The organism is Zunongwangia endophytica, assembly GCF_030409505.1.
Taxonomy (GTDB): domain Bacteria; phylum Bacteroidota; class Bacteroidia; order Flavobacteriales; family Flavobacteriaceae; genus Zunongwangia; species Zunongwangia endophytica.
Window position 1 is genome coordinate 158746 of record NZ_JAUFPZ010000002.1, and the last position, 16250, is coordinate 174995.

At 37.7% G+C, this 16250-nt stretch carries 16 protein-coding genes; 10 read left to right on the plus strand and 6 right to left on the minus strand.

Translation table 11 applies throughout. The features are described 5' to 3' along the window. The first annotated feature begins 29 nt into the window (after positions 1-29). The 9 genes from QWY91_RS00930 (at position 30) to QWY91_RS00970 (ending at position 11421) form a co-directional block, all read left to right on the plus strand. A complete protein-coding gene (locus QWY91_RS00930) occupies positions 30-1463 on the plus strand; it encodes a CBM96 family carbohydrate-binding protein (RefSeq protein ID WP_290230780.1) in 1434 nt (477 codons plus the stop codon). Between the two features lie 315 nt (positions 1464-1778). Next, positions 1779-2243, plus strand: a complete 465-nt coding sequence (locus tag QWY91_RS00935; protein WP_290230782.1) for a LamG domain-containing protein — start codon at positions 1779-1781, stop codon at positions 2241-2243. A gap of 81 nt (positions 2244-2324) precedes the next feature. Next, the gene (locus QWY91_RS00940) at positions 2325-3095 is read left to right on the plus strand and encodes a 6-phosphogluconolactonase (RefSeq protein WP_290230786.1); all 771 of its coding nucleotides are present in this window, start codon (positions 2325-2327) and stop codon (positions 3093-3095) included. A gap of 13 nt (positions 3096-3108) precedes the next feature. Next, positions 3109-4662, plus strand: coding sequence for a family 20 glycosylhydrolase (locus QWY91_RS00945; RefSeq protein ID WP_290230787.1), 1554 nt, complete (start codon positions 3109-3111; stop codon positions 4660-4662). Between the two features lie 25 nt (positions 4663-4687). Continuing rightward, positions 4688-6160, plus strand: a complete 1473-nt coding sequence (locus QWY91_RS00950) for a sodium:solute symporter family protein (protein WP_290230789.1) — start codon at positions 4688-4690, stop codon at positions 6158-6160. A 10-nt stretch (positions 6161-6170) separates the two neighbouring features. Next, positions 6171-7319, plus strand: coding sequence for an N-acetylglucosamine-6-phosphate deacetylase (locus tag QWY91_RS00955; protein WP_290230791.1), 1149 nt, complete (start codon positions 6171-6173; stop codon positions 7317-7319). 13 nt (positions 7320-7332) lie between these two features. Beyond that, positions 7333-8961: a beta-N-acetylhexosaminidase gene (locus tag QWY91_RS00960; RefSeq protein WP_290230793.1), complete on the plus strand. Its 1629-nt coding sequence runs from the start codon at positions 7333-7335 to the stop codon at positions 8959-8961. Positions 8962-9510: 549 nt separating this feature from the next. Next, positions 9511-10140, plus strand: a complete 630-nt coding sequence (locus tag QWY91_RS00965; protein WP_290230795.1) for a copper homeostasis protein CutC — start codon at positions 9511-9513, stop codon at positions 10138-10140. Between the two features lie 444 nt (positions 10141-10584). Next, the gene (locus tag QWY91_RS00970) at positions 10585-11421 is read left to right on the plus strand and encodes a DUF932 domain-containing protein (RefSeq protein WP_290230798.1); all 837 of its coding nucleotides are present in this window, start codon (positions 10585-10587) and stop codon (positions 11419-11421) included. Between the two features lie 308 nt (positions 11422-11729). On the opposite strand, the gene QWY91_RS00975 is transcribed toward QWY91_RS00970, so the two are convergent. The 6 genes from QWY91_RS00975 to QWY91_RS01000 form a co-directional block, all read right to left on the minus strand. Beyond that, positions 11730-12425, minus strand: coding sequence for a DUF4097 family beta strand repeat-containing protein (locus tag QWY91_RS00975; protein WP_290230800.1), 696 nt, complete (start codon positions 12423-12425; stop codon positions 11730-11732). Positions 12426-12454: 29 nt separating this feature from the next. Next, entirely contained in the window at positions 12455-12970 is a 516-nt protein-coding gene (locus QWY91_RS00980; RefSeq protein ID WP_290230803.1) for a DUF4097 family beta strand repeat-containing protein, read from the minus strand. 188 nt (positions 12971-13158) lie between these two features. Further along, positions 13159-13665, minus strand: a complete 507-nt coding sequence (locus QWY91_RS00985) for an IS3 family transposase (RefSeq protein WP_353958659.1) — start codon at positions 13663-13665, stop codon at positions 13159-13161. Next, the gene (locus QWY91_RS00990; RefSeq protein ID WP_290230806.1) at positions 13650-14009 is read right to left on the minus strand and encodes a hypothetical protein; all 360 of its coding nucleotides are present in this window, start codon (positions 14007-14009) and stop codon (positions 13650-13652) included. Before QWY91_RS00990 ends, QWY91_RS00985 begins: the two co-directional genes overlap by 16 nt. After that, entirely contained in the window at positions 14009-14380 is a 372-nt protein-coding gene (locus tag QWY91_RS00995) for a transposase (protein WP_290230433.1), read from the minus strand. The genes QWY91_RS00990 and QWY91_RS00995 overlap by 1 nt, the downstream gene beginning before the upstream one ends. A gap of 185 nt (positions 14381-14565) precedes the next feature. Further along, positions 14566-15126: a hypothetical protein gene (locus tag QWY91_RS01000; RefSeq protein WP_290230807.1), complete on the minus strand. Its 561-nt coding sequence runs from the start codon at positions 15124-15126 to the stop codon at positions 14566-14568. Positions 15127-15607: 481 nt separating this feature from the next. Here QWY91_RS01000 and QWY91_RS01005 point away from each other — a divergent pair, with 481 nt between their 5' ends. After that, positions 15608-16234 carry a hypothetical protein gene (locus QWY91_RS01005; protein WP_290230810.1) on the plus strand — a complete coding sequence of 209 codons (627 nt, stop codon included), beginning with the start codon at positions 15608-15610 and terminating at the stop codon, positions 16232-16234. Positions 16235-16250 lie beyond the last annotated feature (16 nt).

Below are 16250 nucleotides of genomic sequence, written 5' to 3' on the forward strand. Positions count from 1 at the left end.
TCACTGTATAATTCTTAAAACTAAATGTGATGAAAACTATTAAAAGAACTTACCTGTTACTATGCGGGGCAATGTTATGCCTGCTAATTGGTTGTGAAATTCAGGAAAATTTTGAATACCAGAAATCGGGAACCACTGGAGAATTAGGGGTGACTGCATGGGAGTTCATTCAGGCTAATGACTCTTTGACATTGCTTGAATCTGCAATAAGTAAAGCCAACCTGGAGTCTTTATATAATGGGATGGATGCAAGAACATTTATAGCTCCCACAAATCAGGCTTTCAAGCAGTATTTAGCCACTAATGCTTATGCCAGTCTGGAGGAGGTACCACTCCCTATTCTCAAAAACACACTGAAATATCATATCGTTAAAGAGGTCGTATTGTTTACGAATCCTGACCTGGCCGAAAGTAACAATCCTATAGCCTACGATACAGAAAACGGACAGCTGATGTTCTTGTCTCATAATACTAATTATCAGGGTTTAGTGAATGAAGAAACCAGTAAGCAATGGACCATTGTGACTTCTAATTTGGAACCTAAAAATGGAGCGATTCATGTGGTATCTTCTATCGTCTACTTTTCTGCCCCGGCCGGCAATTTAAATATTCCGGATTCTTCTGTAAAGACTGACACCATTTATCCGCATCATGATACCTATATCAATGGGGGGAGCAGCTCTGGGGTTAATTACGGTGGGGATGTGCTTATAAAAGTAAAAAATGTAACAGATAATGGAGATTATGACCGAAAGGGCTTTCTTATGTTTGATCTGAAAGATTTTGATGATGAGGGAGTTATTACTGATGTGAAGCTGGAAATGGCGGTGAAATTTACCGCAGCTAAAGGTGTAGCTATGAATCTTTTTACTTCTAAGGATACCCTGTGGAATGAGACAAGCCTTACCTTTGATAATGCTACCTTACCTGAAGGAGATCCAATTGCCAGTTTGACCACGACGAAGATAAGCACTTTTGCATTTGATGTCACTGACTATTATAACTCACTTGATAATAAACAAAAGGTTTCTTTTGTTCTCGATGGGGAGCCGGGTACTGATGAAACCGATGAGTTTGCCACAAAAGAAAACACCACCCATAATGCCCCTATACTTATCGCTACCATAGCCTCCGGAAATAATGTGCTGGTACTTCAAACCAATAAGGGTTTTACGGTGCAAGGCGGTGAAACCTTTGTGTTGAGCAACGAGATTGTCGAAGTCACCGGAGCTGACGCCTCAGATATTATTTACAATCTGGAGGAAGCACCGCTTAATGGCTGGCTCATCCGCGGAGCCGATATTCTTAAGCCCGGTGATCGTTTTACCCAGTTTGATGTCAACTCCCGAAATATGATATACATCAGCAACGGTTCTGGAACTAGTGACGGTATTGTAGTTTCTGCAAGAGACCGGGCAGGATCAAGCCTTGAAAGTTTTCTGCTTGATATTGCAATTCAATAATCAAAAACGAGTATAATTTATTTCAAAATAATAAGCATGTGTTCGATGTTAGTTTATTATTCCTTCCTGACTTTACTGCTTTTTAGTTCCTGTGACAGTTCTCAGCAAAATGAGGAGTTACCTGAGGTACAAACCACCCGGATTATAGAGTTTTCCGGCTACCAATGGATCGTGAGAACTTCTGATGGGGATAAAGTAGGGCCGGGCCCCAATTACTTTTCAGACTCCAAAGAGAATGTTTGGGTTGATGCAGCAGGCCGCCTCCACCTAAGGCTTGTGAAACGAAACGGAAACTGGTACTGTTCAGGGGTTATTATGCGTAGTTCCCTCGGCTTTAAAAAGTATGTGTTTTACCTCTCTAGTCGTGTAGATCATCTCGATGAGAATATCATTGCGGGGCTGTTTACCCATAAAACCGATAGCCAGGAAATTGATATCGAGTTTTCCCGATGGGCAGATCCTGAAAATCAAAACGCGCAGTTTGCTGTGCAGCCTTCTTCCAAAGCCGAGAACAAGGAACGGTTTGATATGGATATGGAAAGCAATACCTCTACACATTTCTTTGACTGGAAACCCGACCAGATAACATTTGCAAGTTACAGGGGGCATACTCTGGAGCCGGAAGCGTCTGATATATATAGTACGTGGAATTATACAGACGAAAACATTCCACCTGAAAATAACGAGCGTCTAAAAATAAATTTGTGGTTATTCCGCGGAGCGGCTCCGGTCAATGGTACCGGAGGTGAACTGATCATAGACCGGGTTGAGGTTTACTAAAGTCCGTTCTATTATAGTGAAAAATGATGGTATAACCTATTGGTGCCATTTTTATAAAAATCAATTTAAAAAGTAAAGTAAATGTTAGAATCCAGTAAAGATATCCATGTGTTTACTACAGCTAAGCTGGCCGGCAGCAATGCCGGTATACAAGTAGAACGTCATATCGAAGAATTACAGGAAAAAAAGGACAGCATTCGTATTGTTTTTGCAGCAGCACCCTCACAGGATGCAATGCTTGCGTATTTGTCAAAATCAGAAAGAATCCGGTGGGATAAAATTGTCGCTTTTAACATGGATGAGTATATTGGACTTTCTTCTGAGGCTCCTGAGACTTTTGCACATTATCTGGAAACCCATTTGTTTTCTAAAGTAAAGCTTAAGGAGAAGCATACCATCAATGCTGAAGCATCAATAGAGGAAGAGATTAACAGATATAGCCGTTTAATACAGGATGCACCTATAGATATCGTATGCCTGGGGATTGGTGAGAACGGGCACATCGCATTTAATGATCCCCCGGTAGCAAATTTTAACGATCCTCTTATCCTAAAAGAAGTTAACTTAGACTCTTCTTGTCGCATGCAGCAGGTTAACGACGGGTGTTTTTCTTCGATTGACGCAGTGCCACAACGTGCGCTTACCCTTACCATCCCTGTGCTTTTTAGCGGTGAGCGTTTATTTTGTGTGGTGGTAGGCGAGAAAAAGAGCCAGGCTGTAAAAGATACCTTTGCCGGGGTAAATACTTGGTGTCCGGCGTCGATTTTGACAACGCATAAAAAATGTGAATTCTTTTTTGATACAGCGGCATTTAAAGAATTAGCAAAAGTCAAAACTGTATATGATAATTAAAACAAACAGCATTATGAAGTTTCCATCTTTGTACCACTTTATTCTATTCGTAACGCTCTTATTTTATGGTTCCTCTAGCAGTATTGCCCAGGTTAAGCAAGATTCCGGTTTTGAGGTTAAGGGTTTTCATCTCGATCTTCGTATCCAGGTGATGACTCCCAATGCATTGAAAGCATTTGCCAAAGAGCTTGCAGAACTAGGAATGAATACCCTTGTGATGGAATATGAAGCGACCTATCCTTTTAAAAAACATGCTACAATCGCTAATGAATATGCGTATACCCGTGCCGAAATTGAAGATTTTATAAAGTATTGCAACAATCTGGAGATTGAAGTGATACCTCTTCAGCAGAGCCTGGGGCATTTGGAATACGTCCTCAGGAATCCCAGGTATGGTGCACTAAAAGAAGATCGAAAAGATATCTCTCAGGTTTGTCCCATGCAAATAGAGGAAAGCAAAAAGCTTTTTAGCGAATTGTTTGCTGATATGGCAGAAATCCATAATTCAGACTATATACATATTGGGGGTGATGAAACCAGACTTTTGGGACACTGCCCCTTATGTCAAAAAAAGGTAGAGGAGGTCGGCACCTCTAAGCTGTTTGTAGATTACATGGCTATGATTTGTAAGTTAGTCGTTGATCTGGGGAAAAAACCGGTGATGTGGGCCGATATTATTTTAAAACATCCGGAAGCTGCCCAGGAACTCCCTGAAGAGACCATTTTTGTAGACTGGAACTACGGCTGGAAAATCAACCACTTTGGAGATATTCCCCAACTTCAGGATCAGGGCTTTACTTTTTGGGGAGCCCCGGCAATACGCAGCCATCCTGATAACTGGTATGTTACTGACTGGAAAACACATTTCAACAATCAGGAACGTTTTATTCCCTACGCCCGTAACTCTGGTTATGAAGGAATGATAATGACTTCCTGGTCTACCAGTGGGGTGTATGGCTTCACATGGGACGTAGACTACAGCGTAGTAGATATGGTGCAGCTCCGTAATACCTATCCGCTTTCCGGATTTAGAATACTGGTTGCTAGCTATGCCGAGACCCTGAACACGAAAGATACCGTAAATACCCGTGATTTTATTCAGAAATATGCTAAAGAGCGTTTTGGCCTCTCTGAAAAAGCTACTGACAGTTTTTTGGAATTTCTATATAGCAATCCCGAATTGATTGTAGATGGAAAACCTCAACGAAGTTCAAGTATTGATGAAATGATAAGTTACTTTAATCCTATCAGGAATAAACTAAAAAGCATTAAGGTTACTTCCTATGCAGAAGAATTCAATCATTTTAAACTGATGGCTGATTTAAGAATGCATTATCTTAATTTCAAAAAAGTAGAGGTGCGCTATAACGATCCTTCCTATTCGTTAGAAAAGGCACCCCTGCTTCTTGCACGTCTTGATGAACTACTCGCAGAAGCCCAGACATTGAATGAGCGTTTCTCAAAGCTAAATAAAGGCTTTCTGTACGATGCTGAAATTGAGGAGCAAAATCATCTGCGTACACAGAAGTTAGAGGTATTGTACGATCGCTTGTCAAAATTAAAATAAAACTCATATTAAAAGCCTAGCCCCCATGCAATTATTAGACTGGATAGTTCTGTCGATTTACTTTGTAATGCTGTTAGCAATAGGATTATGGTCATACTTTCGAGTTAAGAACTCTGAAGATTTTTATACTGCCGGTGGAAAATTGCCCTGGTGGCTTTCCGGGATTTCGCATCATGTTTCGGGCTATAGCGGTGCGGTATTTGTAGCCTATGCAGCAATTGCCTACACCCATGGTTTTACCCTTTATATATGGTGGGCTTTTACGGTAGGTGTAGCTACGCTCATAGCAGCTTTTTTTATAGCTCCCAGATGGTCACGTCTTCGTATCTATGCAGGCATTCAATCGCCTACCGAATATTTGTTATTACGTTATAATTTAACTACACAGCAACTTATAGCTTGGACCGGAGCAATCATAAAAGTTTTTGATACGGGAGGAAAACTGGCGGCTATAGCAGTACTATTAAATGTATTTAGCGGGACCTCAATCACCTTTGGGATTCTTCTTGTGGGCGGGATTTCGCTTATATACATCACTATTGGAGGACTTTGGGCAGATGTGTGGAATGATTTTGGACAATTTATTGTACAACTATTGGCAGGTCTGACGATGTTTATCATGGTCATCCTAAAACTCGACATGGGTATAAGTGGGATTTTTCAGATGTGGGATGAATTGCCGGAAGGAAATGCCACTTTCTTTAATGATCCCTATACCATTAACTTTGCTTTGGTAATGCTGGTTATCAACTTTTTCAGTTACAGTGGAGGAACCTGGAATCTTGCCACCCGTTTTATATCCTCTTCTTCTGGGAAAACTGCAAGAAAAGCCGCCCTTTTCTCATCCTGTTTGTATTTTGTTTGGCCTCTTATTTTATTATACCCCATGTTTGCGGCCCCTTTATTTTTTGAAAATCTTTCAGATCCAAGCTTATCCTATGGTAAATTGGTACTTGATTTTCTGCCTACCGGCCTGGTGGGGTTGGTGCTGGCTTCGTTATTTGCAAACACCCTATCTATGACAGCGTCAGATTCTAATACCGTTTCGGCAGTGATTAGCCGTGATATTTTACCCAATATATTTCCTAAAGTAAAAAAATACTCCAAAAAACAATTGCTGGTGCTGGCACGTGGAACCACCTTTGGATTTACCTTGCTGACTATTGTTACTGCCCTTAATGCCGGCCTTTTCGGCGGGGTTTTCGGATTGATAATTTCGTGGTTTGCGGCACTGCTAGGTCCCATAGCCATTCCTATGATTTTAGGACTGCTTCCTGCATTTAGTAAAAGTAATGGCACTATAGCCCTAATTTCAATAGTAGGCGGTTTGAGTAGTTTTTTTGTATTTAAATGGGTTGCGGTAGATTCATTCGCTTTGGAAGTGGGTGGGCCTACACTGGTCTCACTGATAGTTTACATTTTTGCAGGATTTATCAGTACCAAAGAGGTGCCGCAGCACGTTAAGGAGCTTCATACCAATCTGGATAAGAATCATTAAAATAAGAGCAATGGGAATTCGTTTACAGGGAATACATTATAAAACTCATGAGATCATTGAAGTGGAGATAAATTCCGGCTACATTTCCCGTATTAGCCCACTTCAGGAGTTACAAGAAGAATTGATTATAGCTCCAGGGCTGGTAGATTTACAAATTAACGGATTTAAAGGCATTGATTTTAATGAGGTAAATCTAACCCAGCAGCAGGTATTAACAGTAACACAAGAACTTTTTAAAACAGGGATTACCGGTTATTTTCCCACCCTGATCACCAATAGCGATGCAGCAATTAGTAAGACCATTGAAGTCCTCGTAAAAAGTTGCGAAGCCTTTCCTCTGGTAAGAAATAGTATTATGGGGATTCATCTTGAAGGACCATTTTTGTCTGCAGAAGAAGGCTCCCGTGGAGCCCATCCTTTAAAATATATTAAAGCTCCAGATTGGGATCTTTTTTGCAAATGGCAGGAGCAGTCAAAAGGAATGATCAAACTCATCACCCTTGCCCCCGAGTTACCGGGAGCTGATTCTTTTATTAAAAAATGCGTGGCATCCGGGGTGAAAGTAGCTTTGGGGCATACAGCAGCAAATGCGCGGCAGATACAGGATGCTGTTTCTGCAGGTGCCACCTGCTCAACCCATTTGGGAAATGCCTCTCATCAGTTCCTACCCAGACATGATAATTACATATGGGAACAGCTGGCAACGGAACAACTCTGGGCCACCTTAATTGCAGATGGATTTCATTTGCCTCAGGCAATTCTTTCCGTATTTCTAAAGGTCAAAAAAGGCAAAAGTGTATTAGTGAGCGATGCGACTCGATTTGCAGGATTGCCTCCAGGTGTCTATAAAAGTCATATCGGAGGAGCAGTAGAGTTAGATGAGGCCGGTAAATTATGCATTCAGGGTAACCCCAGAATGCTTGCAGGTTCTGCGAAGTCTCTACTCGATTGTGTTAACCACCTCCTTGAACTCAATAGAGTAAAACCAGCGGATGTTTTTGAGATGGCTTCTTTAAAACCACTTGAGTTGTTGGGGGGCGGGGAGCACTATGAGTTGATGCCGGGGAGTCATGCCGATCTGATTGTCTTTGAACTAAAGAATTCAAAAACAAGACTTCATAAAACTCTGAAGGGAGGAGAACTAGTCTACACTATTTAATTCTAATAACATAATGATACAGTTTACAAAAATAAAATACGCACTAAGCCTCTTTATTGTGATTCTGGCGGTATTTAAATCAACCAATTCCCTTGCTGATGGCAAGGTACAGATCATTCCTCAACCTACTTCTTTGTCCTATGGTAAGGGAGAGCTAGTGTTAAATCAGAAGGTATGCATCCAGGCTCCTGCTGAACTTCAGTCAGAACTGGAATTATTACAATCTTTGTTACAAAAGGGACTTTCAAGAGGTCCTAAACAGGTTTCTAAAAATGGAGATATTCAATTAATGTTGGATGCAAACCGTTTAAGTACTCTTGGAGAGGAAGGATATAAGCTCCTCGTTGAAGAAGAGGGGATAAAAATTACTGCAGCAACTTCTGCAGGTATTTTTTATGGAATACAGTCAATCAGACAGCTTTTACCCATAACTTTTGAATACGGTAAACAGTATCAATCTGTAAAAATACCTTGCCTTGAAATCATAGATCGTCCAAGGTTTCCCTGGAGGGCTTTAATGCTTGATGAATCACGTCATTTTAAAGGGAAAGAAGTAGTTAAAGATTTACTCGACCAAATGGCCATGCTCAAGATGAATACCTTTCACTGGCACCTAACCGATGACCAGGGCTGGCGTATTGAGATCAAAAAATACCCAAAATTAACACAGATTGGCTCGGAACGAAAGGATACCCAGATTAGCAGGAATAGTGAATTGCGAACGGGTGAGCCCCATAGTGGTTTTTATAAGCAGGACGAAATTAAAGAGATTCTAGAGTATGCTAAACGTTTACACATCAAAGTGGTTCCGGAAATCGAAATGCCGGGACATGCCACTGCAGCAATTGCAGCCTATCCTTGGGTGGGGGCGATGGAAACGCCGCAGGAGGTGGCCGTAACCTTTGGCAAATTTGACGATTCCTTTCAGATCGCCGACCCTAAGGTGGTACAATTCCTAAAAGATATTCTCGACGAGGTAATTGTACTATTTCCCGGGGCAGTCATCCATATAGGAGGTGATGAGGTAAATTTTAAACCTTGGGAACATTCTGCGAAAGTCCTGGATTTTATGAAGAAAAAAGAATTAGCATCTCCTGTAGACCTGCAGATTTATTTTACCAATGAGATTTCTAATTATCTGGATCATAAAGGAAAACGCATGATGGGTTGGAATGATATTATGGGAAGCGATATTCACGACGAACGTGGTGAAGATGCTGCGGCAGTTAAACAGAAATTGGCAAAATCAACTATTGTCCATTTCTGGAAAGGGGATTTGAATCTGATAAACCAGGCGGTGGAAGAAGGCTATGATGTGGTTAATTCCAATCACTGGGACACCTATCTCGATTACACCTACGAACGTATTCCTTTATCAAAATCCTATGCTTTTGATCCAGTTCCGGAAGGATTGAATGAACAATATAAGTCGCATATTTTGGGAGCGGGAGCACAAATGTGGAGCGAATGGATTCCTACAGTCGCCCAGATGCAAAAACAAATTTTTCCCCGTCTTGCTGCTTATGCCGAAGTAGGCTGGACCCCTGCCGAAAGCAAAGATTTCACTCGTTTTAAGCAGAATCTGGAGCAGATAAAAAGGAGGTGGGAGTTTCTCGGTATTCAATTTTACGAAGAGCAATAATTATAGATATTATCCCTGTACTTTTTTAAAAGAAAGTCATCATAAACCTATGAAAACTACCTATCCCTAGGCTACCTTATTTTTGTACGGGCCTACAGGTAAATTTCAAGAGATTCTTTTTGAAAACATTCACAACATCTGCTTTGATCAATACCAATGCCTATCACCTGTTTAGTTTTATTTTTTATGATTAGTGCGTTGAGGACCGGGCTCTTCTTTATATTGCTAAAACAAGCGGTGTTTAGTTAACATATAAGATGATAGTGTTACCATTAAGTCTTTTATGGCTCTTTGTAACCTTTTTAACTCTGCTGGGATTCGACTTTTTCAAAGGCATCTATCCTGTTGATCCCTTTTGGCAGCGAATTATTGTAAAAGAACTAAATCACCGAGAAAATTTAATTACATGCACCTAAAAAAATAGCCTGTGTCCACTGGTATACTTTTTATTTTGATAGGATGTTCAAAAATATAAGGTGCGCTCTTGTAGCACTGGTAAAACTATGGTTTTATGAATGAATTAGCCAAATAAAAGTAAAAGCAATAACCATGAAAGAAGTGATTAAGGAAGCGTGTGTAGAAAGTATTAAGCAAGCTATAAAAGTTCAAAAGCTTGGGGCTACGAGGTTGGAACTTGTTACACGGTGGGTTGATGGCGGGTTAACTCCTTCGGAACATCTGATAAAGCAAGTATTGCAAAATGTTTGCATACCCATACGGGTGATGATACGACCGCGCTCTGGTGATTTCTTATACTCTGATAGTGAATTAAAATGTATTGCAGCGGGTATTGAGTCGTGTAAAAAAATAGGCGTAGACGGGGTTGTATTTGGAATTCTTAAGGCAGACAAAACCCTCGATTTGGAAGCTATTTCCAAATTTGCAAAATTAGCCTTTCCTTTAAAAGTAGTTATTCATAAAGCGATAGATGAAACACCTGATATTCTGATTGCCCTGAAACAGCTACTTCAAATCCCCGAAATAAGTACGGTGTTAACATCTGGTGGTAAATTAAATGCAAGAGAAGGAGCTGATATGCTCAAAAAAATGATGACTCTTGTAGGAGATAGAATAGAGATTATGGCTCAAGGCGATATATCACCAGCTAATTTTGACCATCTTCATAAAACTATTAATGCATCGGCTTATCATGGAAAATATATTGTTGGTGGCATTTAAATATGCTTCCTAAAGATTCTCGATTGCTTTATAGCAATTAGAATAATTTGGAAAACAATTTGAGCATTCCTGAAAAGGATAACTTCTTTTAATTTTATCGATTTTAGATTAGCTAATTAGCACCATTTATAGCTATAGAAGCAGATTGTAAAATGCAGCTAAAATTAATTCGTGTTTGTTTCAGTCAAATTCGAACTTCAAATAAGGCATGTATAAGCCCTTTACAGTTTAATTGTACCTATCGAAATTAAATACTATAGCCTAGTAATTGATTTTAATAATCAATAGTTTAAACCAAAGCTAAACTCGCAAAATATCCCTTTCCATAAGACTACGGCATAAACCGCTCGATGCCTTGCTATTTATTCCGTTTCCTTCTGGTTTGGAATTTTGTCTTCCGTTTGTGATGAGGTTAAAATTATTGTTTAACTAAATTCACATATTATGTATTTATCAAATCTTCAACAAGACAACCTTTACTTACCGAATGAGATGGTAGCCCTTGATCTGCTAACCGGTTATCCATCACGAAAAGGTCTTGAGAATGCTATTCTAAGTAATGGAAAGATCGTTAATGTAGTCTCCAAAAGTTATGGACATCTATCAAATCGTTTGTTTTTTGAAAAAGCAGAAAACATGCTAATTGAAGCTGGTTTGAGCTTTCAAAGACGGAGTATTAATCGTAACGATCGCTCTTTTGTACTCGACTTGATCATTGAGGATCAAAACCAGTTTAGAGTTAAAAATGAAAATGATCAGATCTTACCCATGCTTAGATTTACAAATTCTTACGATGGAAGTGAGAACACAACTGGACACTTTGGCTTCTTTCGTAAAGTATGTAGTAATGGTTTACATGTAGCAGATACATCAATAGCTTTTTCAGTGAGACATACCCGAAATAATACTGAATTAGTAGTGCCCAAAATGAGCGACCTATTTGAGAAATTTATCGAGAATGAATACTATAGTGTGGTTTCCAAATTCCGAAAATTACAGTCCATAAAGCTGTTAGATACCAGGCAATTCGTGAAAGATATTGTAGAGCACCTGAACTTATTTAGATATGAATGCAGTGATAAAAATCCTGAGCCTTCAAAGAAATCCAGAGAGGTATTAGATATCCTATCACAAGAATCGAAATTGTTTAATGAAGAACCTAATTTTTGGCTAGGCTATAATGCTTTAAATCACGTTTTACACACCAGACTTAAGAAAAGTTTTCAGCAACAAAAGCGTCTGGATCAAAAGTTATTTAATACCGTTTTAGAAATGGTATAGCATTTAAAGGTTTATCCAGTACCTTAAACTGGATTTTTTTGATTTATGTTCAGAGAGATATTTATTGATATTCAATCAGAATAGTAGAGTTGGGGATATAAACATTTTATGAATTAAAAAACCAAACCCTGAAATTTCAGGATTTGGCTATGGATTACTTTCTAATAAGGCTGTTTTTATCAATCCTTGTTGGTCAATCATGCACTAGGTGTGGCCACTTGTTTTCCGCTACTAAAAATTTAGAGAATATAGTTATAAATTCTCTGAATGGCTATAATAATTTATATGCAAACAAGAAGTCGGTTTATTTACTCCTTACGCATATAGATATTACCGGAAATGGTTTCAAGCTTGGTTCTTTGATTTCCATTACTAACAATTCCCTGAACCCGACTGGAAACTGAAGGTTTCTTATTATCATCATTCATATCGATATCAAGATCCGAATATATAGTTCCGGTAAGTGTTTTAGCATCTATTTTGGCTTTTTTCATGGTCACATCTAAATTTCCGCTAATGGTCTTTAAAGAGAGCTCTCCCTCATATCTTTTCAATTCTACACTTCCTGAGATCAGATCGGTTTCCAGTTTTCCTGAAAAGTTTTCAGCAATAACATTACCCGTGATGCTTTTTATTTTCAGTTCACTATTTATAGGCACGTAAACCAAATAATTGATTTCAGTTTTTTGATCACTGTTGTTGAGCATGATATTGTTTCTTTTCTTGAAGTAATTTCCGAAATCTGAAGAGATATAAATCTCTCCGGAAGATTCTTCTGTTTTCAAATTATAAGATTCATTACCTTTTCCATTCTCAACAAGAACGCTGGCTTTAATGTTGACTTCCTTTTTATCCCATTGGATGACTTTTATATCAGAAGCAAATTTGAAGTTTAAACTGATCTGTTGTTTTTCAGATACGTTATAACTTTCTTCGATTGCCCGTTGGGCCTGGATAACCGAAGTAAAAAGGATGATGAGTGTACACGTGATAAACTGTTTCATAATGTTCATTTTTTGATTGATTTTAAATTTTACTTTTTTCTTAGATAGATATTTCCAACAGAAGCTTTCAAAGCTATTTTGACACCTCCTTTATTGATATTTCCCGCAATTGATTTTTGACCACCTACGGCTTTAAGACCATCCTCTCTAGGTTTAATCAGGTCAAAATTAGTGAATACCGACCCCATAGTGGAACCTAATTCCACGGAGGCTTTGGTATTCGAAGGTAGGCTTACATCGATCATCCCTGTAGAGGAGGTGATGGAAATCGGAGCGCTCTGATTAACACTACTAAAGATGGCATCAATATTTCCGGTAGAGCTATGTGCTGTTATAGGTCCGGTGACATTTGTTAATTTAATATAGCCTACAACAGTATTAATTTCCAGTTCGTTAGTTAGATCTTCTATGATCACATTGCCTAAATTCCCGGTTTGTAGTTTTATAGCTACGGAAGCAGGTATGGTTAGTGTTAAGCCCTTACGGTTATAGAATGATTTAAGGTCACTAATTCTTAAAACTTCGCCGTCAATTTCTATATACATACCTAGTCCGGTATTGTCCTCGCCACCGGCATAAATGGCCTTCAGACCTTTGGCTTTTTCATCGATTGAACCATCTTCATCTTCCCATGTAGCTTCTGTTTCTTCAGAATCAGCGCAGTTATAACAGCCCTCCTTTAGGATAAGTTGATCTGTCTAGTCCTAAAATATGGCTACAGGTTAAAATTGATTTAAGCTGTTAATTTATAAACCATATTTGGTGTTTGATAGTCTAAAGATAAATGTAATCTTATTTCATTATACAAATTAATTGCATTTTCTGTAGCCCTCTTAGCGTGTTGTAGACTATCAAAGGTCTGGTCGAGATAGAACTCGTCTTTTAATATGCCATTTACACGTTCTGCCATCGCGTTTTCGTAGCAATGGTTCTCTTCGGTCATACTGATTCCTATATTATTTCTTTTAAGGATCTGTGTGTATACATTGCTGCAATACTGGATACCTCTGTCAGAATGGTGTATAAGTGCGTCAATATCTTTAGCTTGATATAAGGCTTTGTTCAAAGCTCTTACACAGCCTTTTAGTTCTAGGCTATTGCTGATGTCATAGCCGACAATTTTGCGACTATGCATATCTGTAATGAGTGCTAGGTAACAAAAGCCTTTTATAGTTCTGATATAAGTGATATCGCTCACCCAGATTTGGTTTGATCTAGTTGTTTCTACATCTTTAATGATATTCTTATACTTGTAGAACCTGTGTAATGAGTTCGTTGTTCTAGAGCTGTATTTTTTCTAAGTGTGAGCATATCGTATTTTCTAAGAATGTTGAATAAAGTATCTCTACCTATTTTTAAATGGGCATTTGTAAACTCTTTGTCGAGTGATCTGGTCAGTTTTCTAACACCTTCCCTAGGAAGGGATCTGCGCCTTTTCTTGACTATGGCAACAACCTTATTTTCTACTTCTGAACGTTGGTCTTCTCTATGTTTGTATTTATAGTAAGCATCACGTTTAAGCCCAAAATAGGCTGTTATGGCTGAGAGGGATGCAGATCCTCTGGATTTCTGCTTGGCCTTCATTAAGGCTTGATACTTAGTTTTTTTTTAAGTTCAAGCACTGATTTATAGCCCAGCTGTTCTGCTGCCACTTCAAGATAAGAATCTTCTATAAGGGCGTCTATATCCTTTTTCAAAAGAAGTTTCTTCAGCTGTTCAATTTCTTTTTGAAGCTGTTTGATGCGTGTAATCTCATCTTTTGTTTTCACAGTCACTCTGGTGTTCATAAGGTCTTTACGGTTATATTTCCTGATCCACTCGTTTATGGTTGTTGGAGCAATACCGTAAGCTTTACCTAGTTGATACTTGTTTAATTTTCCTGCCGTAAGTTCGTCTAAAATTTTTAGTTTGAACGATTCGGAATACCGTCTGATTACTCTGTCATTTTTATACATAATGTTTGAAATTATGTAGCCTTTATTCAGGACGAGTCAACCTTGTTGCCAACGGTTACGAGTATGGACAGTTACGGGTTGAATTGCCAGGTTGTGTCCGTTTAAAATAAATATAGCTAAAAACATCAAATATCGATTAAGTATTTAGCCGCAATTGACCATACGCGTTGTTAGCGGCTGACTGATTATTCATTTTTTATATATTTTATGTCGAGTTTTCCAATTTTCAAAATCTGTCTTGTTCTCAACTTTTCATTTTCTAGTTGTTTTTTTTCTAATTCTTTACCGATCGTATTTTCCCATTTTTCTGCAGTCAACGGATATAGTTTAGACCAATGAAATATTTCAATTAGAGCATCCATATTTTCCTCAAAATTTGGATTTTCCCAATCTTTAGGGATTAAAAAGGCGTGATGATTTTCAAATGTAACATTACCAACGTAATAATCACCGCTCAACTTATCCTCGAAATCATTATCATTTAATTTTTGATCATAATCATAAAAAGCTTCAATAATTTCATATTGCAATTTTCTATTTTTCTTATCGACTTTCACAGTTTCGCTAATATTATAGATTTTGAAATAAAAACTTTTATAAACACCTTCGAAAAATAGATCTGGATTTAATTTAAAGTTGTTTTTATCTAAGAAATTATACTTTACAGACTGTAATTCTTTAATTTTCTTTTTTCTCAAATAATATTCTTCACTTAAAAAGCCTACACCACAAAAAATAAAAATCATTGTAAAAAAACATATTAGCCCATTATAAAATGAGTTTAATAAACTATTTTCTATTAGAGATAGTAGGAAAACAATAGTTCCAGTTATTATTCCTCCAAAACAACCATTAATCCAATAATCTTTAAATTTTTCTTTTCTTATTACAGGAACATTATTCATAAAACTAATAGCAAGATGTTCAACGAAGTTTGCCGCTAACGGTTACGGTTATCGCAAGTTGCGGGAGTAGGGACGCGGACTTGTCGGATTAACTTTTTTCTTTCTTGGTTTCTAAAATTACACTTTTTCCACTAAACCCGTTATTTGCGATGAACCGATGTTGGCAACTGCTAAAAATTGTTGAAAATAAGTTTACAACTTTTCGTAATTTGTATTACAATAAAACTTTTATTTTATATATTTGTAGATGTAAAAAAACTCTGTTGGCGCAGAGTTCTTTATAATGTTCTTTGATTTAAGGTGTCAAAAACAAATATTTTATATGGCAAATATAGTTACAAAAATTGAATCCGCAAGTCGACGCGGTAAAAGAAGGCAGATCTCAAGGGAGGAATGTCTATTAGATTTAAAGAAAGATTTACCTAAGTTTTTTTTAGCTTTTAACAGGGCTGTAAAAAAATATAATAAGGTAGCATCAATGTTTAACCCTAATTCTAAAGTTCGTTTCGATGCTTCTGTATTGAATACGTCTATTGTTGAAAGTTTACAAGATGAATTTTCAAACAATTGGAAATGGGGCAAGTACAAAAGGTTTATCCTGAAACTAGGAGATTATATCTTCCTGGTTAAAAAATTTAATAATGGGAATAAACCTATGAATATTAAAACCAAACACGTAAACACGATTTCAAATCAATTGAGTTTATCTTTGTTTGATAATGACGTTTATCAAGATGATCCAATTTTGTTTTTTGGATATAAAATTGATAGAATGGGAGAAGTTTTTTCTCCTCAAATAGTTTATATTGATGAAGATCAAGTTAAATGGATAGTGTCTGAAAGTGATGTTACCTCTGTTGAAACTTTATTTGAATCAAAAAATTCTAATAAATCAGTTAATGTCTCTGTAAAGGAGCAACTCGTTAGGAGAAAAGCTTCTAATCAATAATTAATAATAGACACCT